This window comes from Aeromonas sp. 160P (genome assembly GCF_055193095.1).
The window spans coordinates 1,210,073-1,230,349 of sequence record NZ_JBUXKV010000001.1 but is presented as its reverse complement, the minus strand read 5'-3'; the positions used below and the strand labels follow the sequence as shown (position 1 = coordinate 1,230,349).

Annotated in this window: 18 protein-coding genes and 4 tRNA genes; 9 read left to right on the top strand and 13 right to left on the bottom strand. The window is 60.4% G+C overall.

Annotated features, from left to right (window positions below):
• Window positions 1-2: 2 nt before the first annotated feature.
• The 5 genes from argB (at window position 3) to ACY8FN_RS05810 (ending at window position 5,744) form a co-directional block, all read left to right on the top strand.
• Window positions 3-782 (top strand): acetylglutamate kinase, encoded by a 780-nt coding sequence (gene argB / locus ACY8FN_RS05830; protein ID WP_101348150.1) that lies wholly within the window; start codon window positions 3-5, stop codon window positions 780-782.
• Between the two features lie 25 nt (window positions 783-807).
• Complete coding sequence (locus ACY8FN_RS05825; protein ID WP_463099457.1) at window positions 808-1,719, top strand: ornithine carbamoyltransferase; 912 nt, start codon at window positions 808-810, stop codon at window positions 1,717-1,719.
• Between the two features lie 73 nt (window positions 1,720-1,792).
• The gene (locus tag ACY8FN_RS05820) at window positions 1,793-3,028 is read left to right on the top strand and encodes an argininosuccinate synthase (protein WP_101326072.1); all 1,236 of its coding nucleotides are present in this window, start codon (window positions 1,793-1,795) and stop codon (window positions 3,026-3,028) included.
• Window positions 3,029-3,607: 579 nt separating this feature from the next.
• Window positions 3,608-4,990, top strand: a complete 1,383-nt coding sequence (gene argH / locus ACY8FN_RS05815; RefSeq protein WP_463099456.1) for an argininosuccinate lyase — start codon at window positions 3,608-3,610, stop codon at window positions 4,988-4,990.
• Window positions 4,991-5,108: 118 nt separating this feature from the next.
• On the top strand, window positions 5,109-5,744 hold the full coding sequence (locus ACY8FN_RS05810; protein ID WP_463099455.1) for an FMN-binding negative transcriptional regulator: 636 nt from the start codon (window positions 5,109-5,111) through the stop codon (window positions 5,742-5,744).
• A 62-nt stretch (window positions 5,745-5,806) separates the two neighbouring features.
• Here ACY8FN_RS05810 and ACY8FN_RS05805 read toward each other — a convergent pair whose 3' ends face one another.
• Window positions 5,807-6,262: a hypothetical protein gene (locus tag ACY8FN_RS05805; protein ID WP_463099454.1), complete on the bottom strand. Its 456-nt coding sequence runs from the start codon at window positions 6,260-6,262 to the stop codon at window positions 5,807-5,809.
• A 433-nt stretch (window positions 6,263-6,695) separates the two neighbouring features.
• On the opposite strand from ACY8FN_RS05805, the gene ACY8FN_RS05800 reads away from it, so the two are divergent.
• Entirely contained in the window at window positions 6,696-7,388 is a 693-nt protein-coding gene (locus ACY8FN_RS05800) for a B3/B4 domain-containing protein (RefSeq protein ID WP_463099453.1), read from the top strand.
• Window positions 7,389-7,410: 22 nt separating this feature from the next.
• Here ACY8FN_RS05800 and ACY8FN_RS05795 read toward each other — a convergent pair whose 3' ends face one another.
• A complete protein-coding gene (locus tag ACY8FN_RS05795) occupies window positions 7,411-7,587 on the bottom strand; it encodes a ClbS/DfsB family four-helix bundle protein (protein ID WP_256028992.1) in 177 nt (58 codons plus the stop codon).
• 133 nt (window positions 7,588-7,720) lie between these two features.
• Here ACY8FN_RS05795 and ACY8FN_RS05790 point away from each other — a divergent pair, with 133 nt between their 5' ends.
• Window positions 7,721-8,053 (top strand): hypothetical protein, encoded by a 333-nt coding sequence (locus tag ACY8FN_RS05790; protein ID WP_463099452.1) that lies wholly within the window; start codon window positions 7,721-7,723, stop codon window positions 8,051-8,053.
• 86 nt (window positions 8,054-8,139) lie between these two features.
• Here the strand turns inward: ACY8FN_RS05790 and ACY8FN_RS05785 are convergent, their stop codons facing one another.
• The 6 genes from ACY8FN_RS05785 to plsY form a co-directional block, all read right to left on the bottom strand.
• Entirely contained in the window at window positions 8,140-9,312 is a 1,173-nt protein-coding gene (locus ACY8FN_RS05785; protein WP_139717712.1) for a CD0519/CD1768 family membrane protein, read from the bottom strand.
• A 104-nt stretch (window positions 9,313-9,416) separates the two neighbouring features.
• Window positions 9,417-9,492 (bottom strand) — tRNA-Asn (locus tag ACY8FN_RS05780).
• Window positions 9,493-9,500: 8 nt separating this feature from the next.
• Window positions 9,501-9,576, bottom strand: a tRNA-Phe gene (locus ACY8FN_RS05775).
• Between the two features lie 11 nt (window positions 9,577-9,587).
• Window positions 9,588-9,663: transfer RNA gene (locus tag ACY8FN_RS05770), tRNA-Thr, on the bottom strand.
• 52 nt (window positions 9,664-9,715) lie between these two features.
• Window positions 9,716-9,791: transfer RNA gene (locus ACY8FN_RS05765), tRNA-Phe, on the bottom strand.
• 47 nt (window positions 9,792-9,838) lie between these two features.
• Complete coding sequence (gene plsY, locus ACY8FN_RS05760; RefSeq protein WP_042019534.1) at window positions 9,839-10,501, bottom strand: glycerol-3-phosphate 1-O-acyltransferase PlsY; 663 nt, start codon at window positions 10,499-10,501, stop codon at window positions 9,839-9,841.
• A 156-nt stretch (window positions 10,502-10,657) separates the two neighbouring features.
• Here plsY and folB point away from each other — a divergent pair, with 156 nt between their 5' ends.
• Window positions 10,658-11,029, top strand: coding sequence for a dihydroneopterin aldolase (gene folB / locus ACY8FN_RS05755; RefSeq protein ID WP_068978960.1), 372 nt, complete (start codon window positions 10,658-10,660; stop codon window positions 11,027-11,029).
• Complete coding sequence (gene folK / locus ACY8FN_RS05750; protein ID WP_463099451.1) at window positions 11,029-11,538, top strand: 2-amino-4-hydroxy-6-hydroxymethyldihydropteridine diphosphokinase; 510 nt, start codon at window positions 11,029-11,031, stop codon at window positions 11,536-11,538. The genes folB and folK overlap by 1 nt, the downstream gene beginning before the upstream one ends.
• Window positions 11,539-11,582: 44 nt before the next feature.
• Here folK and mdtD read toward each other — a convergent pair whose 3' ends face one another.
• From mdtD to acnB, 5 genes are all read right to left on the bottom strand, one after another.
• Window positions 11,583-12,995 carry a multidrug transporter subunit MdtD gene (mdtD, locus tag ACY8FN_RS05745; RefSeq protein ID WP_463099450.1) on the bottom strand — a complete coding sequence of 471 codons (1,413 nt, stop codon included), beginning with the start codon at window positions 12,993-12,995 and terminating at the stop codon, window positions 11,583-11,585.
• Between the two features lie 85 nt (window positions 12,996-13,080).
• Entirely contained in the window at window positions 13,081-14,208 is a 1,128-nt protein-coding gene (locus ACY8FN_RS05740; protein WP_463099449.1) for a CobW family GTP-binding protein, read from the bottom strand.
• A gap of 9 nt (window positions 14,209-14,217) precedes the next feature.
• On the bottom strand, window positions 14,218-15,612 hold the full coding sequence (locus ACY8FN_RS05735) for a D-arabinono-1,4-lactone oxidase (RefSeq protein WP_463099448.1): 1,395 nt from the start codon (window positions 15,610-15,612) through the stop codon (window positions 14,218-14,220).
• Between the two features lie 158 nt (window positions 15,613-15,770).
• Entirely contained in the window at window positions 15,771-17,348 is a 1,578-nt protein-coding gene (locus ACY8FN_RS05730) for an EAL domain-containing protein (protein WP_463099447.1), read from the bottom strand.
• Between the two features lie 281 nt (window positions 17,349-17,629).
• Entirely contained in the window at window positions 17,630-20,227 is a 2,598-nt protein-coding gene (gene acnB / locus ACY8FN_RS05725) for a bifunctional aconitate hydratase 2/2-methylisocitrate dehydratase (protein ID WP_463099446.1), read from the bottom strand.
• Between the last annotated feature and the right edge of the window lie 50 nt (window positions 20,228-20,277).

The window sequence follows — 20,277 nt, the reverse complement described above, 5'->3', positions numbered from 1 at the left end:
CGATGGACAAACAGACGCTGGTTATCAAGCTGGGCGGCGCCCTTATCGAGAACGACGAGGCGCTGACCGCCCTGTTCGCCACCCTCAAAACCTTTCTCGACGATCAGCACCGTCCGCTGGTACTGGTACACGGCGGTGGCTGTCTGGTGGATGACCTGCTCAAGGGACTGGGTCTCACCTCTACCAAGAAGAATGGCCTGCGGGTGACTCCGTTCGAGCAGATCCCCTTTATTGCCGGGGCGCTGGCGGGCACTGCCAACAAGCAGATGATGGCCAAGGCGATTGCCACCGGCATTCCGGCGGTGGGACTCTGTCTGGCGGATGGCGGCCTGTGTCAGGTGACCCAGCTCGACCCGGATCTCGGCGCGGTCGGCGAGTGCAAACCGGGCAACCCGGCACTGGTGGCGGGGATCCTCGGTCAGGGCTTCCTACCGGTAGTGAGCTCTATCGGCATCACCGCCGATGGGCAGCTGATGAACGTCAACGCGGATCAGGCGGCCACCGCCATTGCCGAAGCGCTCGGCGCCGATCTGGTGATGCTCTCCGACGTGAGCGGCATCCTCGATGGCAAGGGCAAGCTGGTGCCCCAGCTCGACAAGCTGACCGCCCTCGATTTGATGGAGAAAGGGGTGATCCGCGATGGCATGGCGGTCAAGGTAGAAGCGGCCCTGCACGCTGCCGAGACCCTCGGCAAGCCGGTCTGTGTCGCCAGCTGGCGCTACCCGGATCAGCTGCTCAAGCTGCTGGCTGGCGGCGCGGTCGGCACCCAAGTCGCTATTTGATCTCCACCGGAACAAGGAACATCCGATGCAACATCTTCTGAAAGACAGTGATCTGAACAAAGCCCAGATCGAAGCGTTGATTGCGCTGGGCAAAGCGGTCAAGGCCGACCCGAAGAAGTACAGCCAGGCGCTGGCAGGCAAGAGCGTGGTCACATTGTTCGAGAAGCCCTCCCTGCGTACCCGGGTCACCTTCGACATCGGCATCGCCCGGCTCGGCGGCCACAGCGTCTATCTGGATCAGCAGAACGGCGCGCTGGGCAAACGGGAATCGGTGAAGGATTTCGCCGCCAACCTGTCACGCTGGTGTGATGCCATCGTCGCCCGTGTGTTCGACCACCAGACCTTAGTGGCGCTGGCAGAGCACGGCACAGTGCCGGTGGTAAACAGCCTGTGCAACCTCTACCACCCCTGTCAGGGGCTGGCCGACTTTATGACCATTGCCGAGCACTACGACGATCTGTCGAAGGTGAAACTCGCCTACCTCGGTGATGGCAACAACGTCAGCCACTCTCTGCTGCTGCTGGGGGCCACTCTGGGCACCGATGTCACCCTGATCTGCCCGAAAGGCCATGGCCCGGATACCCAGATCTTCCTGCAGGCGCAGGCGCTTGCGGCCGATTCCGGCGCCACCATTCACATCAGCGATGACGTGGCGGATATCGAAGGATTTGACGTGGTTTACACCGATACCTGGGTCTCCATGGGTGACAGCACGCCAATGGAGCAGGTAAAAGATATCTTTATGCCTTATCAGATCAACCAGGCCCTGCTCGACCGCACCGGCATCCAGCATGTGCTGCACTGCCAGCCGGCGCACCGGGAGCTGGAGATCACCTCGCAGGTGATGGATGGCCCCGCCTCCCTCATCATGGACGAGGCCGAAAACCGGATGCATATCCAGAACGCCGTGTTGCTGACCCTGTTTGGGCATAAATAATCAGGGCAACAAGTAACGCGCTACTCAAGCTGAATCACGACACCTTTATCGAATCATCATGGAGAGAAGTAAAATGAGCGGAATCAACAAGATCGTACTGGCTTACTCGGGTGGACTGGATACCTCGGCCATCATTCCCTGGCTGAAAGAACACTATGACGCCGAAATCATCGCCTTCGTGGCCGACGTCGGTCAGGAGCGCGACGATCTGGAAGGGATCGAGCAGAAGGCCATCGCCTCCGGCGCCACCAAGTGCATCGTCCAAGACCTGCGCGAAGAGTTCGTCAAAGAGTACGTCTACCCGACCCTGAAGACCGGCGCCGTCTATGAAGGCACCTATCTACTGGGCACCTCCATGGCCCGCCCGATCATCGCCAAGGCGATGGTAGAAGCAGCACTGGCGGAAGGGGCTGATGCCATCTCCCACGGCTGCACCGGCAAGGGCAACGATCAGGTGCGTTTTGAAGGGGCAGTCGCCGCACTGGCGCCCCAGTTGAAAGTGATCGCCCCGTGGCGGATCTGGGACATGCGCTCCCGGGAAGATCTGCTGACCTATCTGGAGACCCGCGGCATCCCCTGCAAGGCGACCCTGAAAAAGATCTACAGCCGCGATGCCAACGCCTGGCACATCTCCACCGAGGGTGGCGAGCTGGAGAGCACCTGGAACGAGCCCTCCGAAGCGGTCTGGCAGTGGACCGTGCCCGCCGAGCAGGCACCGGATCAGCCAGAGTACGTCAAGCTGACCGTGGCGCAGGGTGAAGTGGTGGCCGTTGATGACCAGCCGCTGAGCCCGCACCAGATCCTGATGACCCTGAACGAGCGTGCCGGCAAGCACGGCGTGGGCCGCATCGACATCACCGAAAACCGCATGGTGGGGATGAAGTCCCGTGGCTGCTACGAGACCCCGGGCGGTACCGTGATGGTCGCCGCACTGCGCGCCGTGGAAGAGCTGGTACTGGACAGACCGACCCGCGCCTGGCGGGAAAAGCTGGGGGCCGAGTTCTCCCATCTGGTCTATGACGGCCGCTGGTTCACCCCACTGTGCAAGGCCATTGTCGCCTCTGCCAACGCCATCGCCGAAGATCTGGACGGTGAAGTCATCCTGAAGATGTACAAGGGTCAGGTCACTGCGGTGCAGAAGAAGTCACCGAACAGCCTCTACTCCGAAGACTTCGCCACCTTCGGCGCCGACGAAGTGTATGACCAGAGCCATGCCGAAGGCTTTATCCGTCTCTACACCCTGGCCAGCCGGATCCGCGCCATGAAGGAGCAGCATCAGGCCATCGGTGGCGATCACACCCACGGCTAAGCAAGCGCGATAACCCGTTGATTCCGTTGAGGGGGCATAGCCCCCTCTTCTATAGACAGAGGGCATAGCCCCTGATCCATCATCGGCGGGAGTGACAAGAGCGGCAGCACCTCGGCCGCTTCTGTGAGATAACAGGGGTGGTTTCAATACGCTGCTGAAACATTTACCTCCCTTCTCCCCTTGAGGGAGAAGGGTTGGGGATGAGGGGAATTGCCCTCACCCTAACCCTCTCCCAAAGGGAGAGGGAACCGATCGCGTTTAGGTGAACAACAGCTGGCTAACCATTTAGCGCTGACAAGTTATCACACGTGGTTCGACAGAACAGCGCTCCGCTCCCTTCTCCCGCTTACTTGAAAAACAAGGGGATAAGGGTTGGGGATGAGGGGGAATTGCCCTCTTCCGGAGGGAGAGGGAACCAGTTCGCAGTTGCTGGATGTGACGTGTTCAACGGCAACAGCATCGCTCACCACTGCACTGTTATGCAGAAAAATACAGGGCAAGATTTCTGCGCGCAGGCCAAGGGGCCGCGCGAGTACGGCAGGCGCAAGCGCCGCCGACAACGCATTCAAGGAGAGCAGTATGGCACTTTGGGGTGGACGCTTCAGTCAGGGAGCCGATAGCCGGTTCAAGCAGTTCAACGATTCGCTGCGGTTCGATTACCGCTTGGCGGAGCAAGATATTCAGGGCTCCATGGCCTGGGCCAAAGCGCTGGTGAAAGTGGGCGTATTGACCGCCGATGAGCAGGGCAAGCTGCAACAAGCGATGGAGGTACTGCTCGCCTCGGTGCAGCAGGATCCGCAGCAGATCCTCAATTCGGACGCCGAAGATATCCACTCCTGGGTCGAGAGCGCGCTTATCGCTGCCGTCGGCGATCTCGGCAAAAAGCTGCACACCGGCCGCTCGCGCAACGATCAGGTCGCCACCGACCTCAAACTCTGGTGCAAGGCGCAGGGCGAGCTGCTGCTCGGCTCCATCACCGCCCTGCAGCAGGGGCTGGTCGCCTCCGCCCGGGCCAATCAGGCCGCGGTGCTGCCGGGTTACACCCACCTGCAGCGGGCCCAGCCGGTCACTTACGCCCACTGGGCGCTGGCCTATGTGGAGATGCTGGAGCGGGACTACTCCCGGCTGCAGGATGCCCTCAAGCGGCTCGATACCAGCCCGCTCGGCTGCGGCGCGTTGGCGGGCACCGCCTACGCCATCGACCGCGAAGCGCTGGCGCTGGACATGGGCTTTGGCGGCGCCACCCGCAACAGTCTGGATTCGGTCTCCGATCGGGATCACGTGGTGGAGCTGATGCACGTGGCATCCCTCTCCATGACTCACCTGTCGCGCTTTGCCGAAGATCTCATCTTCTACAACACCGGCGAGGCGGGCTTTGTCGAATTGTCCGATGCGGTCACCTCCGGCTCCTCCCTGATGCCGCAGAAGAAAAACCCCGATGCGCTGGAGCTGATCCGTGGCAAGACTGGCCGGGTGGTCGGCGCCCAGATGGGCATGCTGATGAGCCTCAAGGCGCTGCCGCTGGCTTACAACAAGGACATGCAGGAAGACAAAGAGGGGCTGTTCGATGCCCTCGACACCTGGCACGACTGCCTCGATATGGCGGCGCTGGTGCTGATCGATCTGAAGGTGAATGGTGAGCGCACCATGGCGGCGGCGCAGGGCGGCTACGCCAATGCCACCGAGCTGGCGGACTATCTGGTGGCCAAGGGAATTCCATTCCGTGAGGCGCACCATATCGTCGGCGAGACTGTGGTATTTGCCATCAGCGTAGGCAGACCGCTGGAGGAGCTGACCATCGGCGAGTTCCAGCGCTTCAGCCCGGTGATCGAGTTCGACGTCTACCCCAATCTGGAGCTGGAAGCGACCCTGGCCAAGCGAGTCGCCAAAGGCGGCGTCGCCCGCGAGCAGGTAGAAGCAGCCCTGATTGCCGCCGAAACCTGGCTGGCAAAACGCAGCTAATCACCGTTGATACAGAGAGAGGGCGCCAGCCCTCTTTTTTGCGCCCGAAACGGCTTGTCCCGCTGACTGGATGCCTGTACCTGTTGAATGGATTTCAGCCTAGATAGAAGGAATCTGCATGTATCTGCCACCTCATTTCGCCACCGATGACCCCGAGGCTCTGCATCAACTGATGCGGGCACATCCGCTAGGAGCACTGATCACCCACGGCTCACAGGGGCTGGATGCCAACCATCTGCCATTCGAGTTTGCAAAGGAAACCGGAGGGCAGGGTGTCTTGCGTGCCCATGTCGCACGCAACAATCCGCTCTGGCAAGAGGTCAGAGATGGGGACGACGTGCTGGTGATCTTCAAGGCTGCTGATGCCTACATCTCCCCCAATTGGTATCCGAGCAAGCATGTGCATCACAAGCAGGTGCCGACCTGGAACTACAGCGTGGTACATGCTCACGGCCGCATCAAAATTCGTGATGATGCTCGTTTTATTCGCCGTCTACTGGCCAATCTGACCCGAATCCATGAAGCTGGGGAACCCTCACCATGGAAGATGGCGGATGCGCCGAGAGAATATATGGAAAGCATGGTGCAGGCCGTCGTCGGTATTGAGATCGAGATAGAGCGGCTGGTTGGCAAGTTCAAACTTGGCCAGAACAAGGATGAGTCAGATCGCCAAGGGGCAGCTAACACCTTGCAAGCAAGGGGGCAGGTGGAAGTAGCCTGCGACATGGAGAACCCGCCATCACCTCGCTCATAACGTGTTAAACCACAAACAGAAACGGCAACCCGAGGTTGCCGTTTTTTATTGCTCGCCGCCCGTCACGCACTGGCATTTAGCAGTTTGCCAACCCCCTCCCCCTTGCCATTGGGCAGGGTCTGTTTAAAGGCGCCGAGCAGCTGATCGAGGTTGAGATTGCTGGCACCGAGGGAATCCTTAAGGGTATTGAGCTCGCTTTGCAGGGCATCAAAACGGGTGCTCTGGGTGCCGTTGGCCAGCTGGCCGCGGGCGCTATCGATGGCGGCAGGGAGGGATTGACCGCCATTCTCCTGCCCCAAGGTCTGCATCAGATCCCCCATAAAGTGGTTGATGGCCGCACGGTTCTGTTCGCTGTCGGCATCCTTGATGCCGAGCCGCTGAAACAGGTTCTGGACGGTCGGTGGCAGGCGCTCCTCCTGCACGGTTTGTTGCACGGGCTGGGGTTTGCTACTGCTGCTGAGCAACTGGCTGCCCAGCTTGAGGGCGATAGAGGTAAGGGGAAGCAGGGTACTGATCATGATATCTCTCCGCGACGGCAGCCCTTGGTGGTGTTGCAAAGAGATGTGCATAAGCGGGGCCAGAACGATGAAAAAAAACGCCAACCATAGCCAACTCATTGAGCCGCCGCACGATTTGAATGGCCGCCTCGTGCTTGGGCATGACAACTGCGGGTATCAGGAGGGAGCCGGGCGGCCAGCGGCTGCCGCGGTGGGTCAGAGCGGCAAAGGAAGATTGCCGGAGCAAACCGAAAGCGACGGGATTCCCTTCCCTCCACTCCTGCCATCCCCTCGATCACGCCATTTTTCATTCAAGAAACTTATGACCATTAAGATCATGTAAATTCTCTTATTTAACATATTCACGCATGATGGCTCTCAAACCGAATTTGCCGCTGCCGCTATGCTGGCCGGCAGCCGCTCTCCCCTTGCCTCTTTCGATTCTGGAGTCGTTATGTCCCTGATTACCCCATATATCTCCCCCGAAGTCAGCCAACTGGCTCCCGCCTTTCGCGCCCTGAGCATCACGGTGCAGGCCGCGGCCGTGGTTGACCCGAACGTGGGGGCGCGCGCCCTCGATGAAGCCTGCACCGCCATGCTGACTGCCGATGTGCCGTGGGCAGAGGCACACCTCGCCGCCTGGGGCGATCTGTTCAGAAAGTTCGGCGCCAAGCCGCAGCGGACCCCCTGCTCCGCCGAGGCCCTGAGAAAACGGGTCGCCCGAGATGGCAACATGCCCGCCATCGACCCCGTGGTCGATCTCTACAACGCCATCAGCATTCGCTACGCCATTCCGGTCGGGGGCGAAAACCTGCTTGCTTATGAAGGGCAACCGCGACTGGTAGTGGCCGATGGCAGCGAGCAGTTCGATACCATGAAAGGGGGCGAGCCCACCCAAGAGCCGGTGGAGCCCGGCGAAGTGGTCTGGCGGGATAACAAGGGGGTCACCTGTCGGCGCTGGAACTGGCGGCAGGGTGTGCGTACCCGACTAAGTGTCGATTCGGGCCAGATGTGGTTCATTCTGGAGAGCCTGCCCGAGATGCCGCTAGCAGCGCTGCATGAGGCGGGGGAAAAGCTGATTGCAGGACTGCGGGATATGATGCCGGAGGCGGTGATCACGCAGTGCCTCATCGGCCATATTGAATAAACCGGAGACCAGACGAGTTTCGTCAGCAGATAAGGTAGGCCAGCAGATTGGCGACGCTCATGGTGGTTCCCTTGCTGCGCCCTGCAATGGTCAGCTCCCGTACCCGGCTCTCGGGTACGACCTGCAACGCCTTGAACAGCATGCCGAAATTGGTCTCGATAGCGAGCAACAGCTCGGCCTTGTTTTGCGGGCTCCCCACTCCTCTCCCCCGTTCAGGTTTGCTTGCGGCGCATCCGAGGCGATTGCCGCAGCCAAGGCAGCGCGCTAGGCTAGCCCTCTTCCATCCTGTGCAGCTCATCCAGTGCAGGCCAACCATCACGGCAAGATCAGCAATGAATCAACTAATCAGCTATATCAGGGCCATTCATCGACAGGCGAGCACCGTCACCCTCACCCGCCAAGAGAGTGAACACTATAGCGAGCATGATGAGAGCGGCACTGTGATCCGGCACCAGATAACGACCAGCTGGTTTGCCAATGGGGTCGTCATCCGCCAGCAAAACGAGCAGGACGAAGCGCCATCGCAGCAGCTTTGCGCCGAGTGCTGGATCAGCTATCGGGTCATCGCCAGTCCTATCCCCATCACCCCCGCCAGCAAGCTGTTTCACAACCACTGTCAGGAGCAATTCTGGCTAAAGATGCAGGGCATCACGCCGCAAGGGTGATTGATGCGCCCGTGAGCAGGGCGCGGCAGGGAGAAACGCAAAGAGGCTCCGCAGAGCCTCTTTTTGTATCCGTATCTGAACCCGACTCAGCCCAGCAGCATATAAAGCTGGTGAGCCGCCACACCGGCACTCAAGCCGCCGATGGTGTGGGCGACGATGGCGCGGGAGGTGAGGTGGCGATAACCAAGGGCATCCAGCATAGCGGTGTGGGTGCTCAAGAAACCGCTCCAGCACATCCCCATGGCGGTAAACACAGCAACCTCGTTGCCGGTGATCCACCCCTTGGCGATAAAAGGCGGCACCAGCGACATGGCGGCACCGACCGCACCGAGCGAGGTGGCTGGAAAGGCGACCAGCTCCGGCTGCTTGAAACCAAACAGCAGGTCAAACAGCCAGCTCACCTTGGCGGCCAACACCGGCAGCAGGGCAACCCCCTGAAACGCTTCGCCGGTATACCCCTTGTCGCCCGGGCCGAAGGTCAGCAGCATCACGAAGGTACTGATGATCAGCACCCCGGGGATCACCGCCATCCCCAGCTCCACGCCGGATTTGCCGCCATCGAGCAGTGAGTTGAGGATCCGCAGCCAGCCGGGGGCGGCCTCTTTGGTCACCCCTACCTTGGGGCCGTTGCCCGCAGGCTGGTCATCGATCAGCTCCTCCCCCACTAACGGGCGGATCATCCGCTGCATCAGTCGGGTAGAGACCACCGAGCCCACCAGAGCGCCCAGCAGACCGATCAGCGCCGCGCTGGCAGTGGATTCACCGCTGGGCAACTGCAAGGTGGCCATAAAGGTCACCACGATCAGCCCCATGCCAAAGGCGGTGCCGAAGTTGGTCAGCGATACCAGCTGCCAGGGGGTGAAGCCTTTGCGAAAGCGGCTGTCCTTGGCGAGGCTGATCACCGCAGGGTTGTCGGAGAAGAAGGTCATCAGCGCCGCCAGCGCGGTGCGACCGGGCAGGCGAAACACCGGCTTCATCAGCGGGGCCAGCAGCACCTCCAGCAGGCGGATCACCCCAAATTCGCTCAGCAGCTGACTCAGGGCACCGGAGAGCACAGTGATCCCCATGATAAAGAGCACGGTATTGAGCAGCAGCTGGTGGGCGGTATTGAACAGGGTGTTGACCATGGCAGAGAGGCCCATCTGGCTGCCGAGGTAACCGAACAGGCTGCCGAGAATAAGCAGCACCAGCACCGGCTCCAGCCAGTCCCGAATGGCGGCAAGTCGCCCCTTTGACTCTATAACTACATGATTTTCCATATCTATCCTGCGGTTCATCTGTGCGTGTGTGGTTGTTTTTATGGTTATAAACGGGCTTGGCCCAATAGAAAAAAGCCCTTGTCTTGCGACAAGGGCTTTTTAAATGGCTCCTCCTACTGGACTTGAACCAGTGACATACGGATTAACAGTCCGCCGTTCTACCGACTGAACTAAGGAGGAATTGTACTTGGTGCCCAGAGACGGAATCGAACCGCCGACACGGGGATTTTCAATCCCCTGCTCTACCGACTGAGCTATCTGGGCAAATCTATAAATGGTGCCGGCTACCGGAATCGAACTGGTGACCTACTGATTACAAGTCAGTTGCTCTGCCTACTGAGCTAAGCCGGCACACTTTAAACTATTGTGCATGAACAAATTTTTATTTCATGGCACCAAATCTTGGTGCCCAGAGACGGAATCGAACCGCCGACACGGGGATTTTCAATCCCCTGCTCTACCGACTGAGCTATCTGGGCGTGGGCGCTATTAAACGGATTTTAAGGCTGATGGTCAACGGGAAATTTCACTTTTTGTTTCGTTCGTCTTTTTTTTGCGCAACATCACTCATTTTTGCCACTTCCTCGGCGCAGTTGCCGGATTTTCGCCCCCATAGCCGGGGTTCCTCCCCCTTTAGCAGGCGGGAGATGTTCTCGTGATGGCGGATCAGAATGAGGCAGGAGAGCAAAGAGACCGGCAGGGTGTACTCAGGTTTGAGCAGGTAGGTAAAGAGTGGGCTCAGTAACACCGTAATGATCGAGGCCAGCGAGGAGTAGCCGCTCACCAGCAGCACCAGCAGCCAGGTGCCGATAACGGCGCCGCCCATGGTAAAGCCGAGCGGCATCATGGTACCCAGTGCTGTGGCGACTCCCTTGCCCCCACGGAAATGAAAGAAGAGGGGATACATATGACCAAGGCAGGCGGCAACCCCGATAAAGCCGAGGTAGACGGGTTTGATCTGCAGATACCAGGCGAGATAGACGGGAGCTGTGCCCTTGAGCACATCGAGCAGCAGCACCACCAGCGCAGCAACTCGACCACCGAGGCGCAGCACATTGGTTGCCCCCGGATTGTGGGAGCCATGATCCCGCGGGTCGGGCAGACCGCTACAACGGGAGACCAGCACAGCACTGGATAGTGAACCACCCAGGTAGGCCAGAATAATCATTAAAATCGTCAGGGCCGTCATCTTGGTCGTTTTTACCACGATATGAATGGGGTATGATGCCGCCACACACGCTGGCATGGGTCCTTGCCCAACCTGAGCGCGCCGGCAAGCCTGTTGCCCGGCCAGCATCCCTGCGCTGTTATCACAGCCCATCAAGAGTAAAGAAGAAGTACAGTCATGGACAAGGTGTTTATTCGCGGACTCGAGGTTTTGACCACTATCGGTGTATATGAGTGGGAGAAGGGCATTCGCCAGAAGCTTCGCTTTGACCTCGAGATGGGGTTCGACAACCGCCCCGCAGCAGCAACTGACGATATCAAGCTGGCATTGGATTATGCCGACCTCTCCAACAAAATCTGCGCCCATGTCACCGGCAAGGTGGTCGAACTGGTCGAGACCATGGCCGAACAGGTCGCCATGCTGGTGCTGGATGACGAGCGAGTGCAGTGGGTCAAGGTGACCCTGACCAAACCGGGCGCAGTGCCCAATGCCGCCGGTGTCGGCGTCGAGATCCTGCGCCATCGTACGCCGGCCGCGAGCAGCAACTGATGACCACCATCTATATCAGCTTGGGTTCCAACATCGAGCGGGATCGCCATATCCGTGCCGGACTCGATGCCCTGCATGCCGAGTTTGGCGAACTGCAGGTCTCCCGGGTATTCGAGAGCGAAGCGGTCGGTTTCAACGGCCGCCCCTTCTACAACCTGGTGGCTGCTGCCGAGACCGAGCTGCCGCTGACCACCGTCTGCCAACAGCTTCGGGCCATGGAGTTCGCCCACGGCCGCGAGCCGGATGCCAAGAAGTTCGCCCCGCGCACCCTGGATCTCGATCTGCTGCTCTACGGCGATCTGGTCTGCGAGACGCCGCTGATGCTGCCGCGCGGTGAAGTACTCACCAACGCCTTCGTGCTGTGGCCGCTGGCCGAGCTGGCTCCCGCCCTGAGCCACCCCGTCGATGGCCGCACCATGGGGGAGCTGTGGCAGGCCTATGACAAGGCCTCCCAGCAGCTGTGCCCCATTCCCTTTCACTGGGAAGCGTGCGAATTGCAGCAGCACTGATCGACAAGGGCGCCTCGTGGCGCCCTTGTTGTTGATGCTACTTCTTATCCTTTGGCCTGAGCCGAAATCGTTCCCCCATCGCGCGCCAGCTGGGCGAAGATCAGCGCCGCCAGCATGGAGAGCAGCCCGACACAGAGGTAGGTAAGGTGAAAGCCCCCCAGCCACTGACCATTGGCCGCTGACGTACCCGCCGAGAAAAGCCCCAGCAGACTGGCGGATATCGCCACCCCCAAACTCATGGATAGCTGCATCACCACCGAGAGCAGGCCGTTGCCGCTGCTGGCCAGCGTCGGGCTGAGATCTTGCAACGTGAGAGTGTTCATGGCGGAGAACTGCAGCGAGTTGATGGCGCCGAAGATCGCCAGCCAGCCCAGCAATACCCCGTAGGGGAGCTGGTTGTCGATAAAGTAGAAGCTGGCGATCATCGCCCCAAGAGCCAAGGTGTTGCCGATCAGGATGCGGCGATAGCCCACCTTGGGAATGAGCTTGTTCACCAGCGTTTTGGTCAGCATGGCACCCAGCACTGTGGGGATCATGGTCATCCCCGCCTTGCTCGGCGAGAAGCCTAGCCCCAGTTGCAGAAACAGCGGGGTAAGGAACGGCATGGAGCCGCTGCCGAGGCGGGCAAACAGGTTGCCCCAGATGCCGATGGCGAAGCTGGATGTTTTGAACAGGCTCAGGCTAAAGAGCGGCTGCTCGGCATTGGCAGCATAGAGCCAGTAACTCGCCATCGCCGCCAGCCCGAAGATCAACGCAAACAGCGCCCAACCGGTGGCGATGCTGTGCTCCCCCAGCCCCTGCAAGCCGACCGACACCAGCACCATGCCGACGCTGAACATCACAAATCCCTGCCAGTCGAATCGGGCGGTCTGCTGTCGCAGATCCGGCATAAAGTGCCAGCTGGCGATAAAGCCGAGCAGCCCCACCGGCAGGTTGATGAGAAACACCCAGTGCCAGCTCGCTACTTCCACCAGCCAGCCACCGAGCGCCGGCCCCATCAGCGGGCCGAGCAGCCCCGGGATGGTGACGAACGACATCACCCGCAGCAACTCGTGTTTGTCATAGACCCGCAGCACCGCCAGTCGCCCCACCGGCATCAACAAGGCGCCGCCGACCCCCTGCAACACCCGGGCCGCCACCAACATGGAGAGGGAGTTGGAGGCGGCGCAGGCGAGCGAGCCCAGGGTAAAGAGCGAGATGGCGGCCAGATAGATGCGGCGGGTGCCGAACCTGTCCGCCAGCCAGCCGGAGGCCGGGATCAGCAGCGCCACCGTCAGCATGTAGGCGATGATCACCGACTGCATCTGCAGCGGGCTCTCCCCCAACGTCTCGGCCATGCTGGGCAGGGCGGTGTTGAGGATGGTGCCATCCAGCGCCTGCATAAAGAAACCGACCGCCGCCAGCAGGGGCAGCCACTTGCGCTGGGCGGGAGTCACCCTCTGTGAATGTTCTGACATAACCGCCACCCTCCTCTCTCGCATCGCTTGCATAAAAAGAGACCCGCACTCGTTGGGTTGCAACGGGGCGGGTCACGTTGGCCTGTCAGGCGTCCGGTTGGCCGAGCATGGCTTTGAGCCGATCTTCGAGGCTGGGCTCGGGGGCCTTGAGGGTCGCCATAAAGAGCTGCTCGATACCGGCCTTGTCCTGACTTTTCACGATAAACACCAGTCGGGACTGGGCCTTGCCCTCCGGCCAGTCGCCCAGCGCCTGCAGCGGATAGAGCTGGCCGTGGACGCCGTGGATCACCACTGGCTGGCTCTCCCCTTCCAGCTGCAAGATCCCCTTGAGGCGCAGCAAGGCATCGCCATATTGGGCCTGCACCGCATCGATGGCGGCCAGCAGGCGGGAGGGCTTGAGCGGCTCGCCGATGCGCAGGGAGAAGCTTTCGATATTACCGTGATCGAAGTGGGTCGGCGCCGCGGTGCCCACCTTGGCAGCGAACGGCTGCATCTTCGGTTGCATCGGTGATGCCAGCCCCTGTTTCGGGGATTCGGTGCGCAGCCAGGCCAGCAGCTGGCGCACGTCGCGCCCGGCCGCCTCGTTGTAGGCACCCAGCTTCTCCAGCACCTTGGGCGAGAGCTCGCCATTGGTCACCCGCTCGATGGGTGCCGCCGGGTTGAGGGCTGCCAGCTGGGCTTCGACCCGTGCCAGCTGCTCGCCATCCACCAGATCTCCCTTGCTCACCACCAGCAGATCCGCCAGCGCCACCTGCTTCACCGCCTCATACTGGGCTGCCAGCTGCTGCTCGATATGACCGGCATCCACCACTGTCACTGTGCCGTCGAAGCGGTAGCGCTGGGCGATAAAGCCCTCTTCACGCAGGGTAAACAGTACGGGGGCCGGGTCGGCCAGACCGGTGGTTTCGATAATCAGCCGCTTGAACGGTTTGATCTTGCGCTGGATGGCCTTCATAAACAGCCCCTGCAGCGCCTCCACCAGGGAGCCCTGCACCGAGCAGCAGATGCAGCCGGAGTCGAGCAGCATCACCTGCTCGTCCACCTGCTGCACCAGATGGTGATCCAGCCCCACCGAGCCGAATTCGTTGATCAGCACCGCGCACTCGCCAAGCTCCGGCTGCTTGACCCAGTGATTAAGCAAGGTGGTCTTGCCGCTGCCGAGAAAGCCGGTCAGCAGGGTTACAGGAATGCGAGTATCTTGCATATCGGTCATGTCGAGTCCTTACCGGTTGGCAAACAGGTCGGCGAGCCAGCGGTTTTCAAAGCGGCCATGGGGATCGAGCTCGGCTTTGAGGGCCACGAAGTCGTTCCAGCGTGGCAACAGGGCCGGGAAGTCGTAGAGATCCATCGCCAGATGCTTGCCAAAATGGGGAATGCCGCCGAGCGGCACTAGCAATTGCTGCAGCTCGCGCATCTGCTCCATGGAGCCGTTGACGAAAGTGCCGTCCGCCGCCAGATAGACCAGAAAACCGATCCAGCAGACCGACTGATCATAAGCGGCGCTGAGCCACGCCTCGGAGGGGCCGGTGCAGCGCAGAATAAAGGGATAGTGCAGCACGCCCGGATTGGCCTGCTGCCACGCTTGCAGAGTCTCCAGCGCCTCGTTCATGCGATGAAGCGGCACCGCCACCTCACAGTTGATCTGGGGGGCCGGGATCCCCTTGCAGAGGATCTGGTAGACGTTGCCCACCAGATCGGAGGCATCCTTGAAGCGACGCACCGTCTCGAAGTGCTCGCCGGCCAGCGCCTCATCCTTGGTATCTTTCGCCATCTTCTGCAGGGTGGCATCAATGGTAGCGTTCATGCGGGCGTCGATATCGCCATCCAGCAGCAGCGGCTCGCTGCCGCCAGCACGGTAGCGGGCCACCTCGTCATCGGAGGCGGGATCCACCAGCCAGATGTGGCTCTCACCGGTCCAGGCAAACCACCAGCTCTTCACGAAGCCGTGCTCGCGGTTGAGCCGCTCGTTGTGTTCCAAGAGGAAGGGGTAATCGGTGGTGAACTTGGTGCAGCGCATGATGCGGTTGGGCACGGTACGCAGGGTCACGTCGAGCAATATGCCGAGCATCCCCATCCCCATCACGAAGGCGCCAAAGCGCGGGTCATTGCGATCCACTCGGATGATGTCGCCATTGGCCAGCATCACCGTCATCGCCTCCACCGCATCGCAGAGGGCAGATTGGTGCAGCCCCTGGCCGTGGGTGCCGGTGCTGAGCGCACCACCCAGGGTCTGGATACCGATAACGCCCGGGGATGCGGGCAGCATCCGCTCCATAGCAATCAGCTCGGCATAGACGATGTCGAGCGGCGTACCCGCCTGATAGGTCACGGTATCGGCGGTTTTCGCCAGCTGGCCACGCAGGTGGTGCAAGTCCACCAGCAGCGCCTGACTACCCTCGGCATAGACGCTGTGAATGGGTTCAAAAGAGAGGCCGGAACCGATAAGGCGCAGCTTGCGCTCGGGATGTTCCCGCAACAGCGCCTGCAGCTGGTCGCGGGTTTTCGGGCGCCACACCTGATCCAGCGCCCCGAGGGGATTGGTTCTCGACCAGTTGAACAGCACCTCCCGATTTCCGATCGCCTTGATGCTGTGAAATGCCTGGAACTGAACCGTCATACCGCTCCTCATCTTTTACTGACGTCAAAATGAGCGCCGATTCTACCGAAAAGCGAGCCACAAGGCATGGAAAACAAGCCCCTGTAGTTGAGGCGGATTACCGGAAATCGGGCCGACACCCTTTACCGGGAGCGTGGGGGATATGGCGCAGCAACGCCTCAGGTAACTGCCCGCACGGCTTCAGGCAAGGCCGCCCGCGCCACTTGCGGAGAGAGCGTCTCACAAAATTGACGCAGCGGCATAGGGCGGGCGAACAGGTAACCCTGTAGGTAATCGACCCCCTTGGCCCTGAGGTAGTCCGCCTGACGCTCGGTCTCAACCCCTTCCGCCACCAGCGCCAGCCCGAGCCGGGTCGCCAGATCGATCACGTTATCCACGATATGTTCCGAGAGGGATTCGGTGCCGATGCGGGCGATAAAGGACTGGTCGATCTTGAGGTAATCCACATGAAACTGCTGCAGGTAAGCCAGGCTGGAGTGGCCGGTACCAAAGTCGTCGATGGCGAGTTTAACCCCCATCTCGTCCAGCTGGCGGAATAGGGAGAGGGTCTGGGGATCCGACATCAGCAGTTCCCGCTCGGTCAACTCCAGCACCAGCACCACTTTGCCGGGGACGAAGTGGCCAAGGAAGGCGCGACACTCGGCCAGCAGGGCAAAGTCGTGACAGTGGGCGGCGCTGATATTGAAGCTGAGATGAAAACCGTCGGGCAGTTGCTCCTGTACCCGGCTTAACTGACTCGCCACGCTGTGCATGATCTGGTTGGTCATGGGAACGATCAGCCCCGACTCTTCCGCCTGAGGAATAAACAGATCGGGGCGGATCATTCCCTCAGTCACATGTTGCCAGCGCATCAATACCTCTGCCCCTATCATACCGCCGCCATTACTGGCTACCAGCGGTTGTAGATAGGGCACAAACTCCCTGGCCCGCAGGGCTCGGCGCAGCTCGTCACTGGGTGAGCCGGGACGCCCCAGGATCCACCACACAGCCCAAGCCAACAAAAATGAAGACACCGCCAGCCACAACCGTGCCGTACGCCGCACCTCCCACACCGACTGCCAGTAACGCGGCAGGGAGTAACCGGCATGAATGGTGAAGGGATAGTGCGATGAGCTTAACGCCAAGCCGGTGCTGCGGTGCAGTTTGGGCGGGTCGCTCAGATAGCGACCCGACTCATCAAGGCGGGCCGACCCTACCTGCAAAAACAGCTCGCTGGATTGGCCACTCAGGGAGAGCATAAAACTGAGCTGGGTGCTGTCGATGGCACTCAAGGCGGCGTCCCTGCCCTGCTCGGTGCGCACCACCAGCAGCGGGTGATTCTGCCGCACCCGATTGCCACTCATCAGCAGCAGCTTGCGTCCGGTATAGATGGAGCCGTCGTCAGCATCATTGACCTCACCAAACAGCGAGGTGCAGTTGATGATGCCATTGCGAACCAGATTGACCGAACGCAAGAAGGGCTCCAGCGCAACCTTGGTCCGCAGGACCAACTTATTCTCGGCGCAAGGGGCATTGACCAGCGGCAATACCTCCCGATTGGCCTGCTCCGCATGATCCAGCATGGCCTCCAGCAGGGCTCTGGCCTTGTGGGCCGAGGCGCTGGAGTCCGCTTTCAAATCCTCTACATAATTGCTGTTGATGATCCAGCTCCCCGCCAACAGTGGCAGGACAAACACCAGCAAGGTGGCGCCGAAACGTAACCGGGTTTGGGATAGATCTAGCCTGAACAGAAACATTAATAACCACGCCGCAATTCGTCAGGCCTGCCCGAAGCAAGCACCCAGTGAACAAACACCCATCTTCCCTCGATAACGATGCCCCATCATTACCGCTCATAGCCGAACAACATAACGCAAAGGGTTTATAAAACGAACCACCAAACAGGTGGTTGGATCTCTCTAGCAAGGATCGTGCAAACAATCTTCAAAAAAGACGACAAATGACACACAAATAAATAATGCCGCGTAAATACGCGGCATTATTGGTTTCTTGGTGAGCTAAATGCGCAATAACTCGGTTAGACCGCTTGCTGCAAAATTACCGCATCGGCCTTCTTGGTGTAGGAGGCGATCTCGTTGAAGTTGAGGTAGCGGTAAGTATCTGCCGCTGTGGCATCCAGGGTCTTGGCGTACTGCAGATACTCGGCAACGGTCGGGATCTTGCCGAGGATGGCGGCCACCGCTGCCAGCTCCGCAGAGGCCAGATAGACGTTGGCCCCTTTACCCAGACGGTTCGGGAAGTTACGGGTGGAGGTAGAGACCACTGTGGCCCCTTCCGCTACCCGCGCCTGGTTACCCATGCAGAGGGAGCAGCCCGGGATCTCGATGCGGGCACCGACGCGACCGAAAATGCCGTAGTAGCCCTCTTCGGTCAGCTGATCCTTGTCCATCTTGGTGGGCGGGGCAATCCACATGCGGGTCGGCAGTTCGCCCTGATACTTCTCAAGCAATTTACCCGCAGCACGGAAGTGGCCGATGTTGGTCATACAGGAACCGAGGAATACCTCGTCGATCTTGTCACCAGCAACACTACTAAGCAGGCGGGCATCGTCCGGATCGTTCGGCGCACAGAGGATTGGCTCCTTGATGGTGGCCAGATCGATCTCGATGATTTCGGCGTACTCGGCATCCTTGTCCGCTTCCATCAGCACAGGGTTGGCCAGCCACTCTTCCATCCCCTTGATGCGACGGGTGATGGTGCGCGGGTCGCCGTAGCCTTCGGAGAGCATCCATTTCAGCATCACTATGTTGGACTTCAGGTACTCGATGATCGGCGCCTGATCCAGCTTGATGGTGCAACCGGCGGCGGAGCGCTCGGCGCTGGCGTCGGCCAGTTCGAATGCCTGCTCTACCTTGAGAGTCGGCAGACCTTCGATTTCGAGGATGCGGCCGGAGAAGATGTTCTTCTTGCCCGCTTTCTCGACAGTCAGCAGCCCTTTCTGGATGGCGGCATAAGGGATGGCATGGACCAGATCACGCAGGGTGATGCCCGGTTGCAACTCGCCCTTGAAGCGCACCAGCACCGATTCCGGCATGTCCAGCGGCATCACGCCGGTGGCGGCGGCGAACGCCACCAGACCGGAGCCCGCCGGGAAGGAGATACCGATGGGGAAACGGGTGTGGGAGTCACCACCGGTGCCCACGGTATCCGGCAGCAGCATGCGGTTCAGCCAGGAGTGGATGACGCCGTCACCCGGACGCAAGCTCACACCGCCACGGTTCATGATGAAGTCCGGCAGGGTGTGGTGAGTCTGCACGTCGATGGGCTTGGGATAGGCCGCGGTGTGGCAGAAGGACTGCATGGTCAGGTCGGCGGAGAAGCCGAGGCAGGCTAGATCTTTCAGCTCGTCGCGGGTCATCGGGCCCGTGGTGTCCTGGGAGCCGACCGTGGTCATCTTGGGCTCGCAGTAGGTGCCCGGGCGAATGCCCTGCACACCGCACGCCTTGCCCACCATCTTCTGGGCTAGGGTGAAGCCTTTGCCGGTATCGGCCACCGGCTGCGGGCGACGGAACACGGTAGAGAACGGCAGACCCAACGCTTCGCGGGCCTTGTCAGTGAGGCCGCGACCGATGATCAGCGGGATACGGCCACCGGCGCGCACTTCGTCGATCAGCACCTCGGTTTTCAGTTCAAACTGCGCCAGCACCTGCTCGGTACCGTGCTTGCAGATCTTGCCGGCAAACGGGTAGATGTCGATCACATCGCCCATCGCAAGCTCAGAGACGTCCACTTCGATGGGCAGCGCGCCGGCATCTTCCATAGTGTTGAAGAAGATCGGGGCAATCTTGCCACCCAGACAGACACCGCCAGCGCGCTTGTTCGGCACAAACGGAATGTCGTCACCCATAAACCAGAGCACCGAGTTGGTGGCGGATTTTCGGGAAGAACCGGTACCGACCACGTCACCCACATAGGCCAGCGGGAAGCCTTTCTCTTTCAGGGCATCGATGGTCTTGATGGGGCCGACGGCGCCATCTTTGTCGGGGGTGATGCCGGGACGGGCGTTTTTCAGCATCGCCAGGGCATGTAGTGGAATATCGGGGCGGGACCAGGCGTCCGGTGCCGGAGAGAGGTCGTCGGTGTTGGTTTCGCCGGTCACCTTGAACACGGTGACGGTGATCTTCTCGGCCAGTTCCGGGCGAGAGAGGAACCACTGCGCATCAGCCCAGGATTGCATCACCTGCTTGGCGTGGGCATTGCCCGCCTTGGCCTTCTCTTCCACGTCGTGGAAGGAGTCAAACATCAACAGGGTGTGGGAGAGCCCCTTGGCGGCCAGCGGCGCCAGGGTGGCATGATCCAGCAGATCGATCAGCGGCTGAATGTTGTAACCACCCTGCATGGTACCGAGCAGCGCAACGGCTTCTGCTGCGGTCAGGATCGGCGAGTGGGCTTCGCTCTTGGCGACGGCGGTGAGAAAACCGGCTTTAACATAGGCAGCTTCATCAACTCCGGGTGGAATGCGGGAGGACAACAGCTCTTTGAGAAAGTCTTGTTCGCCAGCGGGCGGGTTCTTGAGAAGCGTTACCAGGGCGGCGACTTGCTCTGCATCCAGAGGCTTGGCGACCACGCCCTCGGCAGCACGTTCTGCGACGTGTTTACGGTATGTTTCAAGCACGACTAATTCCTCTTTGGTCTTTTTTTGGGGTTCGCCCACGCTCGCGGCGA